10 protein-coding genes are annotated in these 17,984 nt (G+C 70.8%); all 10 read right to left on the bottom strand.

The annotated features are described in order from the left end of the window. Window positions 1-5: 5 nt before the first annotated feature. Window positions 6-2,036 carry a ShlB/FhaC/HecB family hemolysin secretion/activation protein gene (locus AB7878_RS15400; protein WP_369495204.1) on the bottom strand — a complete coding sequence of 677 codons (2,031 nt, stop codon included), beginning with the start codon at window positions 2,034-2,036 and terminating at the stop codon, window positions 6-8. Window positions 2,037-2,590: 554 nt separating this feature from the next. Further along, the gene (locus AB7878_RS15395) at window positions 2,591-2,923 is read right to left on the bottom strand and encodes a hypothetical protein (RefSeq protein WP_369495203.1); all 333 of its coding nucleotides are present in this window, start codon (window positions 2,921-2,923) and stop codon (window positions 2,591-2,593) included. Then, a complete protein-coding gene (locus AB7878_RS15390) occupies window positions 2,920-6,600 on the bottom strand; it encodes a bifunctional serine/threonine-protein kinase/formylglycine-generating enzyme family protein (RefSeq protein WP_369495202.1) in 3,681 nt (1,226 codons plus the stop codon). Before AB7878_RS15390 ends, AB7878_RS15395 begins: the two co-directional genes overlap by 4 nt. Window positions 6,601-6,694: 94 nt before the next feature. Continuing rightward, window positions 6,695-7,384 carry a hypothetical protein gene (locus AB7878_RS15385; RefSeq protein ID WP_369495201.1) on the bottom strand — a complete coding sequence of 230 codons (690 nt, stop codon included), beginning with the start codon at window positions 7,382-7,384 and terminating at the stop codon, window positions 6,695-6,697. Window positions 7,385-7,397: 13 nt separating this feature from the next. Continuing rightward, window positions 7,398-9,431, bottom strand: a complete 2,034-nt coding sequence (locus tag AB7878_RS15380) for a serine/threonine-protein kinase (protein WP_439653807.1) — start codon at window positions 9,429-9,431, stop codon at window positions 7,398-7,400. Window positions 9,432-9,447: 16 nt separating this feature from the next. Continuing rightward, window positions 9,448-10,167 (bottom strand): PP2C family protein-serine/threonine phosphatase, encoded by a 720-nt coding sequence (locus AB7878_RS15375; RefSeq protein WP_369495200.1) that lies wholly within the window; start codon window positions 10,165-10,167, stop codon window positions 9,448-9,450. Further along, window positions 10,164-11,726, bottom strand: a complete 1,563-nt coding sequence (tagF, locus tag AB7878_RS15370; RefSeq protein ID WP_369495199.1) for a type VI secretion system-associated protein TagF — start codon at window positions 11,724-11,726, stop codon at window positions 10,164-10,166. The genes AB7878_RS15375 and tagF overlap by 4 nt, the downstream gene beginning before the upstream one ends. A 4-nt stretch (window positions 11,727-11,730) precedes the next feature. Then, a complete protein-coding gene (gene tssM / locus AB7878_RS15365; protein ID WP_369495198.1) occupies window positions 11,731-15,255 on the bottom strand; it encodes a type VI secretion system membrane subunit TssM in 3,525 nt (1,174 codons plus the stop codon). 4 nt (window positions 15,256-15,259) lie between these two features. After that, window positions 15,260-16,612, bottom strand: coding sequence for a type IVB secretion system protein IcmH/DotU (gene icmH, locus AB7878_RS15360; protein WP_369495197.1), 1,353 nt, complete (start codon window positions 16,610-16,612; stop codon window positions 15,260-15,262). 1 nt (window position 16,613) lies between these two features. Beyond that, on the bottom strand, window positions 16,614-17,954 hold the full coding sequence (gene tssK / locus AB7878_RS15355) for a type VI secretion system baseplate subunit TssK (protein WP_369495196.1): 1,341 nt from the start codon (window positions 17,952-17,954) through the stop codon (window positions 16,614-16,616). Window positions 17,955-17,984 lie beyond the last annotated feature (30 nt).

Below are 17,984 nucleotides of genomic sequence, written 5' to 3'. Positions count from 1 at the left end.
GTACGTCAGAACGTGAGGTCGAAGCGTCCGTAGACGTGATAGCCGTGCCGGTCCGAGGCATCCTGGTTGCCCAGCGGCACCGCGCCGTCGAAGTGGAACTGGAGGTGGTGCCAGTACGGCAGGCGGAAGATGAAGCCCGCGCCGACGCCGCTGTAGGTCACCGGCTTGAGGCCGGTGGCGCGTTCCTTCGCCACCGGGAAACCGCGTGCGTAGTCGAGGAAGGTTTCCAGCTCCAGCAGCTCGCGCCACGGCCGGCCGCGGAACGGCGAGGTCTTGTTGGCGAAGCCCGGCGCGTCGACGTGGTATTCCAGCGCGGTGTAGTAGCCGCGGGCGCTCAGTGCGTCGGCGATCGGATAGGCGCGCACGCTGTCGGGGCCGCCGATCGCGAACTGCTCCAGCGGCGCCAGCACGTCGTTGCTGTACTGCCCGTTGAACTTGAAATACAGCCGCTGCGTGGGGGCGAGGAACTGCAGGCGGGTGTACGAGATCCGCTCGGACAGGAAGCTGCTGGCATGGTCGGGGCTGACCAGGTCCGGCTGCTTCGAGTCGTCGCTGATCGACTTGCGCACGGCCACCTGCAGCAGGTCCACACCGTGGAAGCGCTTGTCGGTGTGTTCCATGCCGAAGCCCAGCTCGGCCACGTCGAAGCGTTCGTCGGACAACGGGAAGTCGAAGCCGCCCAGCTTCAGCTTCGACTCCTCGCGGATGTAGTGCAGCGAGCCGAGCAGCTTCAGGTCGTCGGTGTTGACGAACTTCCAGTCGGCGCCGGTGAAATACGACGAACTCGGCCCCTTCACGTTGAGCCTGGCGAACTGGCCGGAGTTGATCTGCAGCTCGCTGCGGGTGGCACCCGCCACCGCGCTGAGGCCCGGCACCACCACCGTCGGCGCGCGGTAGACCAGCGAGCCGTAGACGTTCTGGCTGGGGTCCAGCGCGTAGTTGACGTTGGCGGCGAGGCTGTCGCCGATGCCCAGCGGGCTGTTCCAGGTGATGCCCGCCTCGGCGCGGTAGCGGCCGGTGAGCGCGGTGCCGTAGTTGTTCGCGCCCAGCGTGATGGTGTACGGCCGCGGCGCCTCGCGCGCCACCATGATGAGGTCGGTGGCGCCAGTCTGTTCGCCCGGCTGGAAGGTGGAGGTCACCGACACGCCCGGCAGGTCGCGGTCGTACAGCAGCGCCGTGTCCACGTCGCTCTTCTGCAGCGCCTTGCCGCGCAGCTTCTCCGCCGGCGCCGCGATCACGCCGGGGTGGTAGCGCCTGGTGCCCTTGACGATGATGCGGCCGATCTTTCCTTCCAGCACCTGGATGCGCACGATGCGGTCGTCGCCCACCGTCTGCGCCGGCAGGAAGGCGGTGGCCACGATGAAGCCGGCCTTGCGGTAGCGCTGGGTGATCGCGTCGGCCACGCCCTGCAACTGGTCGAAGCCGAGCTTCGCCGGCTGCCCGGCGCCGCCGCCGAGCTTGCCGAATTGCGCATCCGCCAGCGCCTGCATGCTGGCCGGCGTGATGCCGGCATCCTTGTGCTCGCCCACGCCGTCCACGTGGAAGCCGCTCACCGCGATCTGCTGCGTCTGCGCGCTGCCGACATCGCGGTCCTTGAGCGGCGGCACCACCCGGTCGGAGGGCGCCGCGGGCACCGGCGCTGCGGCTGGCGGCGTGGCAACCGCCGGCGTCTGCGCCGCGGCCGCGACGGCCGCCTGGCCGGCCGCCGCTGCTCCATGCACGGTGTAGGCCACCACCTGGTCGGGCAGGTAGGCGTGCGCGTCCGGATAGCCGGCCTTGTGCAGGGCCAAGGTGATCCGGTCGGCCAGGGCCTGCAGCTGCACCATGGTCAGCGCGGCCGGATGGCCGTCCGCCGCCAGCGTCTGCTGGTATTCGCGGTCGATGATGCCCTGCACGGCGGTCTGCGCGGCAGCTCCCGCCGCAGCCGACACGCCGCTGACGAGGATCTGCGGCGGACTTCCCCCGGCCGCCTGCGCCCAGGCCTCCCCGGTTCCCAGGACCAGCGCCAACGCTGCTGCCAGACAGACCCTGCGCACGGCATTCCCCTTGATGATCGATGACGCACATGCACGGGTGCCGGCGGCGCCCGTGCCATCCCGTGGTTCGGCCATGAGGGCTCGATGGCGGGCGCCGGACCGCCTCCGGTCCGGATCCACGATCGTCGAAACCAGACCGTCCCGGGGATGCTCTGATCAACCCCAGCGCAGGCGGCATGATGCCCAGAGGGTTCGCAGATGGTCGTGCGTGGCGCAGTCCAGACTGGTGGTCTGGCAAGACGCGCGCGGCGATATGCGGACCCTCTGGGCATCACCTCGTCATTTGCATTCAAGAAGTTGAGGCCGGTCTGTCTGCCCGCATCCCTTCCTCGCTCCTCAAGGCCGTGGCCATCCATGGCCACTCCCCGCGTACGGCCCGCCGTCTCGACAGGCAACCAGCCTGCCTTCGACGACGTGCCTGCGGGCTGCGAACAGACAGACCGGTGACGCCTGCACTGGGGTAGACCAGAGCATCCCTTGATATTCAAATGCGCAAAACGGCGGCTTTTCCGGTCACGCCGCGCGGACCGGATGCGCGAGTTGCGGAGTGCTCCTCAGTTCGCCCGCAGCAGCCAGTACACGAGCAGCGCGCACAGCACCAGGCCGAGCGCGAAGGCCAGCAGCGGTTTCCAGGCCACGGCATGTCGGGCGGCGAAGGGCGCCGGCTGGGACTCGGCCGGCGCGACCGCCGCCTGGGCCACGCGCCCGCCCTGCTGGGTGACCCGGGTACGCAAGGTGTTGCGGGCGGTGATGCCGTGGCTGTCGCACAGCGAGCCGAGCAGCTGGCGACGCCGCTTGCGGTATTCCTCGCGGTTGATCCGCCCGCTGTAGTGGGCCTCGTCGAGGACACGCAGCCCCTGGTTGACCCGTCGTTCCCGCTCGCTCATTTCAGCTCCCGCAGCACCCGGAACCCGACATCTTTCTGCGCACCGCCATTGTCGCTCCGATGGCTGTCCACCGTGCAATCGGACCAGTAGCTGTTGTAGCTGCCGCCGCGCACGATCACGCCGCCGCCGCTGGTCACCCACTCCCAGACGTTGCCGGTCATGTTCACCAGTCCCCAGGGATTCGGCTCGCGGCCCAGCGCGGAAATCGGTCCGCCGCTGCTGTCGTCGCTGGAAGACGGCGGGATGCAGTTGCTGTCCGGCGACTGCTTCCAGCCGCCACTGGCGTGCGCTGCGTGCATCCACTCGGTGTCGCTGGGCAGGCGGTAGGTGTAACCGCTGGTGCTGCTCAGCCACTGCGCGTAGGCCCTGGCCTGGGCCAGGCTGATGTTGCTCACCGGCAACTGGCCGTCGCTGTCGGACACGCCGGCGCAGGCATGGCTGGCGCGGCAGTAGCGGTTGAATTCGCTCACCGTGACCTCGGTGCGCGACATCGCATACGGCTTGCCGCCGCCGATGCCGGGAATCACCACCAGGGCCGGCCCGCGGCCACTGGCACCCAGGGTGTCGACGCAGGCGCGGCCCTTGCCGGCCAGGTCCGGACGCGCGCAGGGATCGTTGCCGGCCACGGCGGCGGTCGGCGCCGCATTGCCGGCCGTCGCGGCCGCGGGCTTGGCGGCGCCGCCCGGAGCAGCCTTGGTCGCCGCCGCCTCGGTTGGCGCATGGCCGGGCGCGACGGCGGCCGGTGCGGTGGGCGCAGCCGGCACGGGCGCGGCGGGCGCCGCCGCCGCCGCTGCAGCGGTCGCGCTCGGCTTGAGGCTGTCCAGCAAGGCGGCCAGGCTGCCCTGCGCCAGGTGGCCGTGCTGCTTCAGCTCGGACTCCAGCTCATCCAGACCCTGCGCATCGGCCTTGCGCGCGGCGGCCAGTTGGCTGCGCAGGCGCTGGTAGTCGGCATCGGCCAGCGGTTGGCCGTTGGCCTTCAGCAGCGCGGCGGCCAGTTCGTAGCGCGCCTGCGCATTGCGCAGGTCGCTGCGGTTGCCCAGCGCCTTCAGGCCCTGCGTCAGCAGGCTGGATGCGGCCTGGTACTTGCCGCGCTGGAACGCATCGTCGGCCTGTCCCAGATAGGCCGAGGCCACCAGTTGCGGACCCTCCTTGGCGAGGAAGGGATGGTCCGGCTGCAGGCTGCGGATGCGCGTCAGCGATTCCAGCGCTTTGGCGCTGTCGTCGGCCGCGGCCGCGCGCCGCACCGACTCGATGCGCGTGGCCACCTCGGCCGTAGCTGCCTCTTGATCGAGTTGTGCCTGCGCCTGGCTCTGCAGCGCGGTCAGCTTGTCGCGCTGGGCCAGCAGCGGCGCCGACTGCGGCGCGTACTGCAGGCCGAAGTTCACCAGCGCCAGGTCCTGCGGCAGGTGCATGGCATCGGTTTGCTGGCCCGCACTGCCGGCGATGGCGGCGCCCAGCGCATCCACCAGCTTGCGCGTTTCCGGCGACTGGTCATGCTGCAGCACCGCCATCGCGGCGGACACCGACTGCTGCCACTGCGCATTCGCCGATGGCGCGGCCACCAGCGCGGCCAGCGCGCTGCGCGCCTGCGGGATGCCCTGCACCGGCGCACCCGGCGCGGGCGCCGCCGCGGCCGGTGCAGCGGTGGCGGCGAGCGCGGCCAATTGCGCCCCGCGCTGCTTCAGCCGCGACGAGTCCGGGAACAACCGCGTGGCGAGCGCGAGCCGCTGGCGCGCCTCGTCCACGTGGTCGGCGCTCAGCGACTGGCCGATCGCGATGTCGTACTTCAGCTCCAGCTCGGCGTTGTGCAGCAGCGCACTGTGCGGATCGATCGCGCGGATGCGGTCCAGCGTGGCCACCGCGTTGTCGGGCTGGCTCTCGAAGATCGCGCCGGCGGCGATGCGCTGCGACAGCTCGGTGTCCAGCGTGTTGAGCAGGTCGTTCTTCTGCTGGGTCACCGCGGTGCGCCGGGTATCCAGCTTGGGCGAATACAGCTTCAGCTGGTCGCGCAGCTGGAACACGTGCTGGGCGCCGGGGAAGTCGTAGCGCCCCTGGGCCGGATTCCAGTAGGCGTCGATGCGTGCGAGCAGGAAGTTCTGGATCGCCTCGCCCTGGTCCAGCACCAGCCGCTTGCGGTCGTCCTCGCCGAGGCCGTCCAGCGCCTGCATCGCCTCGTTCTCGTTCGCGTAGTGGTGCGGGTTGCCGGCGGCGAAGCGCGCAATCACCTGCGACAGGTGGTGCTGGTGCAGGTAGCTGAGCGTGCCCCAGGTGCCGCCCGCGATCACCACGGCGGCGACCGCGCCGTAGCCCAGCCACGGCACCAGCCGCTCGCGCAGGCCGATCTCGCGCAGGCCGTCGATCAGCGCGCCCGCGTTCTGCAGGCGCTGCTCGGCATGGAAGGCCACCGCGTCGCACAGCGCCTTGTACTGGCGCCGGGTCAGGCCCGGCACCGGCGGCGGCTTGCGCCCTTCCTTCAACGCGACCTCGGCGCTGACCTTGTCGAACGGGTGCTTGCCGGTAAGCAGCTCGAAAGTGACGCAGCCCAGCGCGTAGATGTCGTCGGAGGGCGACGGCTCCTTGCCCTGAATCATCTCCAGGCTGGCGTAGGCCGGCGTCAGCGCGCCCAGCGTGCCGGCGTCGAACACCGTCTCCTCGCCGGTAGCCTCGCTGAGGTGCTTGCCGGCGCGGGCGATGCCGAAGTCGAACACCTTGGGCACGCCTTCGCGCGTCACCATCACGTTGCCGGGCTTGAAGTCGGAATGCACGATGCCGGCCGCGTGCGCGCGCTTCAGCGCCCAGCCCATGCCCTCGATCAGCGGGCGCGCCTCGGCCAGCGGCATGCCGTGGTAGGCGCGCTCGCGGATCAGCGTACGCAGGTCGGTGCCGTCGATGTACTCCATCGTCATGAAGACGATGGTGCGATCCTTGTCGAAGTCGTAGACGCGCACGATGTTGTCGTGCGCGAGCAGCTGCGCGCGGCGCGACTCGCGCTGCAGCGCGATCAGCGAATCGGGGTGGCGGCGGAACTCGTCGTTCAGCACCTTCACCGCCACGTACGGATCGCGGTCGCGCGCCTCCACCTTGCGCTCGTCGCGCGCAAGGTAGACCACGCCCATGCCGCCGCGGCCGATCTCGCGTTCCAGCAGGAAGCGGCCCTTCAGCAGCATGCCCACGGTGGCGTAGTCGCCGCCTTCGGCCTCGGCCACCTTTTCCCAGCTGGAGCGGTTGAAGCTGCTGCTGGAGGCGGTGCCCTGGGTGCCGGTGACGGCGGTGGCCTGCGGCGCATCGGCCGCGGGCGGACGCGAGGCGGGCGCGACCACGGTGGCATCCGCGTCAGCCGATGGCGCCGGCGGACGCGAGGCGGGCTGCACCATCGTCATCTCGGCATCCGGCGGCGGCGCGGCCGCGTGGCTCCCCACCTGCACCCGGGTCACCTCGTCGTCCGGCACCACGGGCGGCGCGGAGGACGGCGGCTGCAGGCTGCGCAGCTTCGCGACGAGCGCGCGCGCCAGCGTCGGCTCGATCCGGCCATCGGCCGCCATCGCGTCGAGCAGCGCCTGCTCCTCGCGCAGGGCATCGTCCGGCAGCGCGCCGCGCGCGGCCAGCGCCTCGAACAGCCCTGGCAGCGAGAGCCGCTTGGTCTGGTAGTCGGCAATCAGTTCGGCGATGGAACTCATGGGCAGCGGTCTTGCATGTCAGTCCAGGGATGGGGGGATCGTGTCGGGGGCGTCGCCGCGGAATGCGCGCCGAACCATGTGCGTGTTCCGCGCATCAGCCGACCACCAGCATGGGCACGTCGTTGGTGCGTACCTTCTGGCCGTCCATGTACAGCGTCGAGCTCATCTTGTAGCGACCTTCCTGGATGCCCTTGGGCAGGTTGAAACCGAAGCTGCTCTCGTACTCGCCGGTGCCGTTGATCGCGTCGACGTCCTTGGTGGCGGTGGCCAGTTGCTTGCCGTCGGGCGAGTACAGGGTCAGCTGTTCCTTCAGCTGGGGCGGCACGTCGTGCGCACCGCGCAACAGGGTGACGCGCGATTGCATCTCCACCTTGCCGCCGCCCTGCACCGTGCCGCCCGGAACCAGCGCGCTCTGGTAGGAATCGATCGTGTTGGCCGCGGGCAAGGCACCGCGCTGCTGCCGGTACTGCGCCTCCACCGCCTGCGCGTCGCGAACCCGCCGGCTGTGGTAGTTGTATGCCATGCAGGCGAACGCGCCGACGCCGGCGCCGATCGCCGCGCCCGCCAGGTGCCCCTTGCCCTTGCCGAACAGCGAGCCGGCGAGCGCGCCGATGGCGCCGGTCACCACCGGATTGCATTCCTGCGCCGTCGTGCTGCCGGTGCCGGCGTTTGCAGTGGCCGCACCCGGCGTGCCGAGGCCGCCCATGTCGGCACAGCCGCCGAGCAGGGTCACCGCGATCGCCATCGCCGGGAGTCCCGTGCCGCGAAATTCGTGTGCATGCATGACCGCTCCTCCTTCAGTTGATCGTGATGTTGCTCATCGCCCGCTGCTGCGCCTGCTGGGCACGTTGCAGCAGTTGCCTGGCCCCAGTATCCCCGGGAGCGATCTGCAGTGCGGCCTTCGCGTTGGCAATCGCCGCGGAATACTTCTGTTGCGCGTAGTTCTGCTCGCCTTCCCGCAGCAGCTCCGCCACCACCTTGCGCATCCGCGCCGCGTCGGCGTCGGGACGTACCGCGACCGCGGCTGGCGTCGCGGCCGGCGGCGAAGCGGCGGCGGCCACCGGCGGGGACGATGGATTTGCCGGCGTCGCCGACTGCTTCGGCTGGTCCAGGTCGTGTTTTTCCTTGTCCACCGCGAGGCGCCTGAGCTCCAGCTGCGGCAGGAACAGGTGCAACTCCGCGGGCAACGCGAAGACCCGGCTGGCCGCGGCGTAATCGTGCCGCCCCCGCGCCGGATTCCAGTACGCATCCACGCGCTCGAGCAGGTACGACTGCACCACGTCGCCATGCGCCAGCACCAGCTGCCGTCGCCCGTCCTCGCCCAGGCCGGCCAGCGCGGCGAACGCCTGGGTCTCGTTCGCGTAGCGATGGGCATCGCCGGGCTGGAAGCCGGCGACGACCTCGGCCATCTGCCGGGCGCGCCACTGGCCCAGCGCGAACCAGCCGCCGGCCAGCAGCAGCAGGATGCCGGCCAGCGCATAGGCCAGCGGTCGGCCGGCGCGTTCGCGCAGGCGGATGTCGCGCAGGCCCTCGACCAGCGCTTCGACGCTCTTCGGCCGCTGCCCGGCATGGAACGCGACGCTGTCGCACAGCACCTTGTACTGGCGCCGGGTCAGGCCCGATACCGGCGGCGGCTTGCGTCCTTCCTTCAACGCGACCTCGGCGCTGACCTTGTCGAACGGGTGCTTGCCGGTGAGCAGCTCGAACGCCACGCAACCCAGCGCGTAGATGTCGTCGGAGGGCGACGGCTCCTTGCCCCGGGTCATCTCCAGGCTGGCGTAGGCGGGAGTGAGCGCACCCAGCGTGCCGGCGTCGAACACCGTCTCCTCGCCGCTGGCTTCGCCCAGCCGCTTGGCCGCCCGCGCGATGCCGAAGTCGAACACCTTGGGCACGCCCTCGCGCGTCACCATCACGTTGCCGGGCTTGAAGTCGGAATGCACGATGCCGGCCGCGTGCGCGCGCTGCAGCGCATGGGCCATGCCCTCGATCAACGGGCGCGCCTCGGCCAGCGGCAGGCCGTGGTAGGCGCGCTCGCGGATCAGCGTGCGCAGATCGGTGCCGTCGATGTACTCCATCGTCATGAAGACGATGGTGCGGTCCTTGTCGAAGTCGTAGACGCGCAGGATGTTGTCGTGCGCCAGCAGCTGCGCGCGGCGCGACTCGCGCTGCAACGCGATCAGCGAATCGGGATGGCGGCGGAACTCGTCGTTCAGCACCTTCACCGCCACGTAGGGATCACGGTCGCGCGCCTCCACCTTGCGTTCGTCGCGCGCAAGGTAGACCACGCCCATGCCGCCGCGGCCGATCTCGCGTTCCAGCAGGAAGCGGCCCTTCAGCAGCATGCCGACGGCGGCGACCTCGGCATCCGCCGCCACCATCCGCTCCAGATCGGTACGGCTGAAGCTGCCGATGGAGGCGGTCGGGTGCGTGCCGGTGGCCGCGCCGACCGACGCATCCGGTGGCGTCGTGGCCACGGGCGCCACCCGCGTGACGTCCCCGGCAGATGGCTCGGCAGGCGGTCCGGCAGGCCGCGATGCCGGCTCCACCCGGGTGGCTTCGGCGTCGCGCGGCAGGTCGGCGGCATGCGCATCGACCTGCACCCGGGTGGCCTCGTCGTCGACCGGCGCCTGCAGCGTGCGCAGCCTGGCGACCACTGCCTTGGCGATCGCCGGGTCCAGCCGGCCGTCGGCCGCCATCGCCTCGACCTGCTCCAGCTCGGCGCGATGCTCGTCCGCCGTCGCCGCACCGCGTGCACCGAGCGCATCGAACAGCCCCGGCAGCGTGAGCCGCCGGGCCTGGAAGTCGTCGAGCAGTCGGAGCAGAGCCGTCATCGGCGCGACCCGTCCATCAATCCTGCAGCCGCACGATCACGGCGGAAATGTTGTCGCGCGCGGCGCGCTGCAGCGACAGGTCGAACAGGCGCGCCAGCAGCATCGACGGGTCGGGCAGCTGGCGGCATTCGCGGTCGAGCTCCTCGTCGCCCAGCTCCTTGTTGATGCCGTCGGAACAGAGCAGGAACTGCGTGCCGGGGCGGTTGCTCGCCACCACCCAGTCCATGAACAGGCGCTCCTCGGCGCCCACCGCGCGGCTGAGCACGCCGGCGCCGGCCTGCGCCGTCGCCGTGCCGCCGCCGAACTGGGTGACATCGTCCTTGGTGCCGTGCACGTGGTCGCGGGTGATCTGGCGCAGCTGGCCGTCCTCGTTGCAGTAGGCGCGGCTGTCGCCCACCCAGCCGCACAGCATGAAGTCCTTGTCGTGCACCAGCAGCACCACGGTGGAGCCGATGATGTCGCTGCCGCGCTCCAGCGCGGTGGCGATCAGGTCGGCGTTGATCTGCTGCAGGCAGTCCTCGATCGCCTCGATGAAATCGAACACGCCGCCCGTGCGCGGCAGCGCGCCCAGCCGCTCGACGATCATCTGGCTGGCGTAATCGCCCGCGGCGTGGCCGCCGAGGCCGTCGGCGACCACCCACAGGCCGACGTCGTCGCGCAGCAGGATCGAGTCCTCGTTGTGTCGGCGCACCTTGCCGGTCTCGGTGCGGCCGGCGGACTGGTAATGCAGGGTCATGGCTGCACCTCGATCACGGCCAGCGGCCAACCGGCCGCGTGGATTCCCAGCCCGGCCGCAGCGGCGATGTGCGCGCACGCGGCATGCGGCGACGGCAAGGCCAGCGCCTCGGCCAGCAGCGACGCCGGCAGTTCCGCCAGCTTGCGGGTGGCCAGCAGCAGCAGGCGGTCGCCGGTGTCGATCTCGCGGACGATCTCGTCGCAGATCGGTTGCGCGGGCGCGCCCAGCCCCGGCGCCACCGCCGAGGTGCGGCTGAACAGCAGGTCGTCCAGCTCGCCGCCCAGCCCCGCGCCATCGGCCGACAACTCGTCGCCGCCGGCGGCGAACAGCGGATGCAGCTGGCCGGCGCGCCAGTGCCAGGCGCTCGCGGTGCCGATGCGCAGCAGGTCGGCCCAGCGCCCGGTGACGCGCACCGCGATCACCGCGCCGTCCTCGTGCACCGGCTCGGCGTGGTCCTCGGCCAGCTGGCGCAGGCGCGTGTGCAGCACCAGCAGGCGCGTGCGCAGCGCCTGCATGCCGGCGACGAAATCGCTGGGCACGAAGCGGCCGATCAGTTCGCTGACCGACGCGGCCGCCTGCCGGCGCGGATCGGGCGCGCCGTCGTCGGCCACCACCATGGTCAGCGCGCAGTCGTAGCGATGCAGCACGCGCGCGCCGCCCACGTCGGCGGCGCGCTGCGTGGTCTCCGCCGCACCGGGTTCGACCGCGTCCAGATGCGGCGCCAGGTCGGCGAACAGTTCGGACAAGTCGTCGGGCAAGCGCACCGGCGTAGGTGCCGGCATCGTGGCCGCCGGCATCGACGCGGTCGCCGGCGCCGCAGGCGCTGGCGGCGTGCGCAACGCGGTGGCGGCACCCGGTGTCTGCAAAGGCACGTCGGCATGCGCCGCGTCGAGCATGCCGGCATGCGCGGCCGGCTCGGGCAGGCCGCGGCTGACCACCACGCCGGGCGGCATCCGCGGCGCGCCCGTGGTCCACCACAGCGCATGCCCCGGCAACGCCGACAACCCGGCCCACAGCGCGGATAGCCACGCCGTATCGACGAGCGTCGGCAGCGGCAGGCGCCAGAGACCCGCACTGCCCCAGTCGGGCTGCGGCACGACGGCATCCGCGGCAACCGCCGCGGCAAGCAGGTCCGGCAGCGCGACGACGCGTGCATCGAACGGCTCCACGCCCTCGCCGCTCGCCTGCGCCTTGCGGTGCGCGCGTTCGGCGGCGGCGAACCAGGCATCATTGCGCAATGCCGCCGTGGTGGCGGCTTCATCCGCGAGCGGCGCGGCGATCACCATCGGGAAGCAGCGCCCCACCCGGTCCGTCGCCGCCCCGGTCACGCCGGCCCAGGCCAGCTCGCCGCAGATGCCCGGCGCCAGCACGAAGCGCCACACCGCGGCATCGCGCCAGGCCTGCGGCCAGTCGTCGCCCAGCCGCGCGCGGCTGGCGCTTACCGCCTGCTCGAAGTGGCGATCCCACACGTCCACGAAAGACGCCGGCAAGCGGCGCTGCACGAAGTCGCCAGTGCCTGGAAGTTTGCCGAAAAAACCCGCCCCTGTCGGATTCGGCATGCAGTCACCCCCCGCACCGGAAACGTTGCACTTCGGTGTTGAGGAATGGGTTCTTCAGGTTGCTGGCCTGGATCGTCAGCTTCGCCGTCTTGCCGCCGAAGTTGAAGCTGGCGAGGAAGCTCAGGTCCGACTGCTTCTGCAAGTGCGCCGCCTGCAACGCGCGGAAGAACGCCCAGTCGCCCTGGTAGTCGAAGGTACTGAGCAGGGTGCCCGAGCTGTCCCAGGCGGAGACCGTGACATGGCCCGGCTGCGGCCCCGGCCATTTCATCGCCATGCTGGTGGCGCCGCCGGGCTGGTAAGTGAACTTCTGGCCGTCCACATCGAACTCCAGCTTGCCGATGCCGGGATCCAGCAGCGGCGCCTGCACGGTGAAATCCACCTCGGGCTGGTTGCCGTTGCGGAAATACATCTGGCGGATGTCGTCGGCCATCTGCGCCTGCGCCAGGATGCCCGGCGGGCCGGCCACCGCACCGGGGCCGGTCTTCCACTGCCAGTTGCGGCCGCTGGCGTCGACCAACTTGGACAGGGTCTGCTTGTTGAAGCTGTCGAAGCTGCCGCCGTTGCCGAACAGCTCGCCGAAGTTCTGCAGCGGGATGTCGGTGCGGCTGTCCGGCGCGAACGGGTAGCGACCGCGCACGAAGCTCGCGCAATCCTTGCCCACCGCCTGCTGGAACTGGTCGCCCAGCGCGCCCTTGGTGCCGCTGGCCACCAGCGAGGCGCTCTTGCCGGTGAGCGAAGCCACCCAGCCGGACACCGGGGCCGGCAGTTGCGACGCCTGCTGCTGCGCCAGCAGCAGTTGCGGGTTGGGCTGGCCGGCGGCGTTGCTGAAATCGGTCATGGTCAGCAGCGTCTTGCTCAACTGGTCGAGCGCCTGCAGCGTCTGGTCGATCGGCGCGGCGCCCGGCGCACCGGCGCTCAACTGGTCCAGCGTGGCGAAGTGCGCGCTGATCGCCGCGCCCGGCTGCTCCGCGGGCGCGGCGGCAGCACCGCCGCCCGACGAGGCCAGCGCGCGGGCCAGCGCGTTCTGGGTGAGCTTCTGCGCCGCCTTCTTCTCCGCCGCCTGCTGTGCGCCGGCCAGCGCCTTGTCCTCGCCGCTCTGCGGCGGCGCCTTCAGCATGTCGCTGGTGTTCTCGCGCACCGTGTTCAGCAGCGCCTTCAGCGGCGAGCTGGGCCCGGACAGCTTGGCGGCGATCGCGCTCGCATCCTGGATGCTGGCGACCGGCTGCAATTCGAGGTCGGCGAGCAACCCGTCCCAGGCCTTGATGTAGTCCTGCTCGTACAGCGCCAGCACCTGCTGGGTGAGCCGGGCCTTCTGCAGGGCGTCGATCTTCGTGGCGCCGAACACCCAGTCGTCCTTGGCGAACTGGTCCACCGCCTGCGCGACGCCCTTGCTCGCCTCGTACTGGAACATCGGCTGGGTGTACAGCGCCGGGATCGGCTCGGACAACGCCGCGCCGCTCTTGCGGACAAACACGTTGCCGAGCAGGCCCAGCGCCTTGTCCAGCTGCAGCGGCGGGTAGTCCGTGCTGCCCGCGCCGAGCTTGAGGCTGCCGTAGATCAGGGTGGGCAGGTCGGCGGTGCGCAAGGTGTTGCGCGCCTGCTCGACCAGGGTCTGGTCCAGGCTCAGCGCACGCAGCCGGCCCGGCTCGGCCACCAGCGCATGGAAGTGCTTCGCCAGCGCCTGCTGCAGCACCGGGTCGCCCGGGAACACCTTGCGCCACTCGATGTCGGTGAGCGCGGCCAGCTCGTCGGCGTTCTGGTGCTGCGGTTCGCCCAGCATCAGGTAGCCCTTGAGGTAGTAGTACAGCGCCTGCGGATCGCCGGCGTTGCCGGTGAGCCCGCTGCGGAACTGCGCGGCCACACCCGGCAACAGCAGGCCGTTCAACTCGCGCAGGTAGGCGTCGTGCACCTCCTCGCCCACCGCGCCGCCCTGGTAAAGGCCGAAACGCATGCCCATCGGCACGTGCGCCTGGTACTTGTTCGCCGCGTCCTGCACGGCGGACAGGCCTTCCAGCCGAGCGAGCACGCGGGCGAAATATTCCTTCTGGGTCGTGGCGCCGGCGACATCGCTCTTCGCCGGGTAAGCCTGCAGCGCGGTTTGCACCTGGCCGAGGTAATCGCGGTTGCGCCCGTAGCTGGTGCCGAAGCCGACCAGCAGCAGCACGGTCAGCAGCAGCACGCCCGCGTAGGAGGCGATCTGCAGCAGCACCTTCTGCCGCTCCAGCGCGGGATTGGTGCCGGCGAAGCCCGACTCGCCGAACAGCACTTCCTTCAGCAGCCGCTCGACGAAGAAGGTGCGCCGCTGCGCGCCGGGCACGTGCAGCTGCGCCGCGTCCACGCCGAAGGTGCGCGCCACTGCACCCATCATGCGGTCGATCGGCGTGCCTTCCTGGGTGCCCGAGGTGAGGTAGACGCCGCGCAGCAGCGGCGGCGCGGCATAGGCGTGGCCGGTGAACACGCCTTCCACGAAGCGCCGCGCGATCTCGCGCAGCGCGGCCAGCTGCTGGGGGAACGAGAGGATCGCCGCGCGCCGGTTGCGGTCGCGCTCGGCATGCAGGCGGTCGAGGATGCGCGTATCGAGCTGGCGCAGCAGCAGGTCGAACTCCTCGCCGAAACGCTTGGGCGCGCTGCCGTCCATCGTCGCGTCCAGCGGGAACGAGAAACCCCACACCTGGCTGCGCAGTTCCGGGTTGAGGTCGTCGAAGAACTCGCCGAAGCCGGCGACCAGATCGCACTTGGTGAAACTGAGGTACACCGGCACGCCGATGCGCAGGTGCGTGGCCAGCTCGTCCAGCCGGCGCCGGATCGCCTGGATGTGTTCGGCGAGGCCGGCCTCGTCCAGCGTGAGCAGGTCGGACATGCTCATCGCGATCACCACGCCGTTGATCGGCCGGCGCTTGCGGTACTTGCGCAGCAACTGCAGGAACTCGCCCCATGCCGAGGCATCGGCGGCGCGGTCGGAATCCTGCATGGTGTAGCGGCCGGCGGTGTCGAGGAACACCGCCTCGTCGGTGAACCACCAGTCGCAGTTGCGGGTGCCGCCGACGCCGCGCAGCGCCTCCTTGCCGAAGCGTTCGGACAGCGGGAAGTTGAGCCCGGAGTTCTGCAGCAAGGTGCTCTTGCCCGAGCCCGGCGGGCCGATCACCACGTACCACGGCAGCGCATACAGGTTGCCGCCGCGGCGGGTCTTGCGCAGCGTATCCACCGCCTCCTGGAAACGCGCCTGCAGCTGGCTGCGCTCGGCCGCGCTGCGCTGGTCGCCGTCGCCGGCCTGGGCACCCTGCCCGGCCAGTTCGCCGGACATCTGCTGCGCCTTGCCGCGCGCGCGCCATGCGCGGATCTGCAGGATCGCCAGCCACACCACCACGATCAGCACGATCAGCAGCAGGCGCGCCGCCACGCCGGCCAGCGGCTGCGATGCGCCGATGCCCAGGTACGGACCGCCCACCCAGATCAGCACCGCCAGCAGCACGATGCCGACGAGGGTGATGAACCAGCCGGTTTTCAGCAAACTCAGAATCTTGGCCACTGGTTCAACCCTCGGGGATATACATGAGCTCCACGCGCCGATTGCGCGCACGATTCGCCGGCAGGTTCGGCGGCAGTGCGATCGGTTGCGAGTCGCCGGCGCCGCTGGCCTCGAGCCGGCCGGGGTTGTCCAGGCCTTCGCCGAGCACCTGCTGCACTGCACGCGCGCGCGCCGCGGACAACGCGAAGTTGTCCTTGAACTTCAGCGAGCGGATCGGCTGGTCGTCGGTATGCCCCACCACGATCACCCGCCCCGGCACCTGGTTCAGCGCCGCGGTGATCTTGTGCAGCAACGGCAACTCGGTATCGGCGACGTCCACGCCGCCGGAGGTGAACATGCCGGTGGCGGACAGCCGCACCAGCTCGCGGCCGTTGCCCTGTTCGACGATGGCGAGCTGGCCGGCCTGCTCTTCCGGCGCCAGCAGCTGCTTCAGCGTGGGATGCGCCGGCGGCGGATTGGTCTTGTCCAGCTGCTGGGCGGCCGGCGGCGTGGCGCCTTCCAGCCCGATCTGCGCGAGCTCGGCGCTGACCGGTGCAGAGCCCGTGTTCAATCGCGTGTGGAAATACAGGTAGGCACCCAGCAGCACGCAGGCCGCCGCGGCCACGATCACCCACAGCGGCACGTAGCGGATCAGCGGATTGCGCTTGTCCTGGATGCCGCGCCAGTGCGGCGCCAGTTCCTGTGCGGCCGGCGCGCGCTGCGCGCGGATGCGCCGGTACAGGTCTTCCTGGATGTCGGCCAGCTTGGCGCGCCCGCCCGCCTCGATCAGGTAGCGCCCGCCGAAGCCCAGCGCGAGACAGATGTACATCAGCTCGATCAGGTCGAGGTGGCGCGAGAAATCCGCGCACAGGCGTTCGAGGATCTGGAAGAACTTCGCGCCGCCGTAGGATTCGCCGTGGAAGGTCACCAGCAAGGTCTGCTGCGCCCAGCCGCTCTGCTCGCCCCACGGCGCATTGAGCACCGCCTCGTCGAGCATGGTGCACAGCACGTAGCGCGCGGCCAGCGCGGTCTGCTGGGCGATGTTCGCCTGCTGCGCGTGGGCCTCGAACTTGCGCACCTGGGCCACCGCCTGCTCGCGCAGATGGGTCGCGTCCGGCGGCGTGGCGCTGTGGCGCAGCTGCACCGCGAGCAGCAGCAAGGGGCTGGCCGCCTGCACCAGCGGGTTCATGCCGCCGCCGAGGAAGGCGCTGATCTCGGCCGGCGTAGCGGCCACGCCGCGCGGCGCGGGCGCAGGCGCGGCCACCGGCGGCGCGACCGGCGCGGGCGCAGGTATCGGCGCGGGCGCGGCGCCACGCGGGCGCACCACGGTGGCGTCGCGCATCGGATCGTCGTCAAACGGACCTTTCGGAGTATTCATTTCAGCCGCCCCTGATCGCCCAGAGCTGCAGGTCCAGCCCGGCGAAGCCGCTGCCGAAGTGGAACGCAATGCCGCCGGAGGTCTTCAGCTCGCGCCACATCGCGGCGTGGCGATCGAATTCGAAATACAGGTAGCCGGCGTTGTACGGGATCTGCCGCGGCGCCACCGGCATCGGCGACACCGGGATGCCCGGCAGCTGCAGGTTCACCAGGTCGCGGATCTTCTCCACCGGACCGATCTTCGACTGCGCAGGCAGTTGCCGGCGCAGCTCTTCGGATTTCACGTCGGCCTTCGCCGCCAGCACGAAGGCGGCGTTGTCGAGCAGGGTGAGATCCGGCACCACCGCCACCCACACGCCGAACTTGCGTTCCTGCAGCGGGATCGGGATGGCGGTCTGCTCCAGCACCGCGCTGAGGCTGGCGCGCAGCGCGGCGATCAGCGGCTCGAAGCTCTCGCGCAGCGCCTCGTGGCGATACGGCGGCAACGCGGGCGGCCGCTTGCCCGGCGCGGTGAACGTGGACAGTTCGCCAGCCATCGCCACCAGCGTGCGGTACAGCTCTTCGGGATGCAGCAAGGGTGCCTCGGCCAGATGCGCCACCAGCGGCTGGCAGCGGTTCACCACCTGCAGCAGCAGGAAGTCGGCGATCTCCGCCGCGCCGCCGCGGTCGGTGAGCGCGACGCGGCTGGCCAGCGCCTCGCCGCGCTGGTGCAGCAGACCGAGCAGCTCGGTGAGGAAGGTCACCAGCCGCGGCACCGCCTGGCAGGACAGGCCGGTGGGCATGAACGCATCGTCCAGCGTCACCCGGCGGTCGCTGCGGCATTCGACAATGCGCGCCAGCGGCATGCGGGTGAGCCCTTCCATCGGCTGCGACTGCGGCAGCAGGCGGCTGCTCATGCCACCCACTTCCAGCGGCGTCGCGCCGTCGGTGCTGCCGGAGGCGTCGCGCACCTCGGCTTCGCGCACGCGGAATCGAAAGAGTTTTTCCGCCGGCGCTTCCGGCCGCCCGCTGTCGGGCTGGGTGGGCGAGCGCAGCGGCAAGGTGAGGTAGACGGTCTGGTCGCGCCAGTTCGCGTCCACCTCCAGCGGCGGCGGCAGCGGGTCGTCGCCAGGCATCGCGAACGGCGTGCCGTCGGGGAAGATGCCGCGCGCGCGCTTGATGCCGAGCTTGCCGATCGCCAGCAAGTCGGCCTCCAGCTCCAGCTCGTGGAAGCCCCAGGCATGGGGGCGCAGGTTGCCGGCGCGCAGCTCGACGAAGCGCTCCAGGTAGCGCTCCTGCTGCTGCATGTGCTGGGGCCTGAGGAACAGCCCTTCGCTCCAGATCACCTTGTTGTTCTGCGTCATGCCGCTCGCTCGCTCATGGTTGTTCCGATT

It is taken from the genome of Rhodanobacter humi (assembly GCF_041107455.1).
GTDB lineage: Bacteria > Pseudomonadota > Gammaproteobacteria > Xanthomonadales > Rhodanobacteraceae > Rhodanobacter_A.
Note: the sequence above shows the minus strand (reverse complement) of the source record. Positions and strands in the feature narration are given on the sequence as shown.

Excerpts from the sequence above, each read along its gene's own strand:
- AB7878_RS15395 (WP_369495203.1), bottom strand. The coding sequence starts at position 2,923 with ATGAGCGAGCGGGAACGACGGGTCAACCAGGGGCTGCGTGTCCTCGAC.
- AB7878_RS15390 (WP_369495202.1), bottom strand. The coding sequence starts at position 6,600 with ATGAGTTCCATCGCCGAACTGATTGCCGACTACCAGACCAAGCGGCTC.
- AB7878_RS15385 (WP_369495201.1), bottom strand. The coding sequence starts at position 7,384 with ATGCATGCACACGAATTTCGCGGCACGGGACTCCCGGCGATGGCGATC.
- AB7878_RS15380 (WP_439653807.1), bottom strand. The coding sequence starts at position 9,431 with ATGACGGCTCTGCTCCGACTGCTCGACGACTTCCAGGCCCGGCGGCTC.
- AB7878_RS15375 (WP_369495200.1), bottom strand. The coding sequence starts at position 10,167 with ATGACCCTGCATTACCAGTCCGCCGGCCGCACCGAGACCGGCAAGGTG.
- tagF (WP_369495199.1), bottom strand. The coding sequence starts at position 11,726 with ATGCCGAATCCGACAGGGGCGGGTTTTTTCGGCAAACTTCCAGGCACT.
- icmH (WP_369495197.1), bottom strand. The coding sequence starts at position 16,612 with ATGAATACTCCGAAAGGTCCGTTTGACGACGATCCGATGCGCGACGCC.
- tssK (WP_369495196.1), bottom strand. The coding sequence starts at position 17,954 with ATGACGCAGAACAACAAGGTGATCTGGAGCGAAGGGCTGTTCCTCAGG.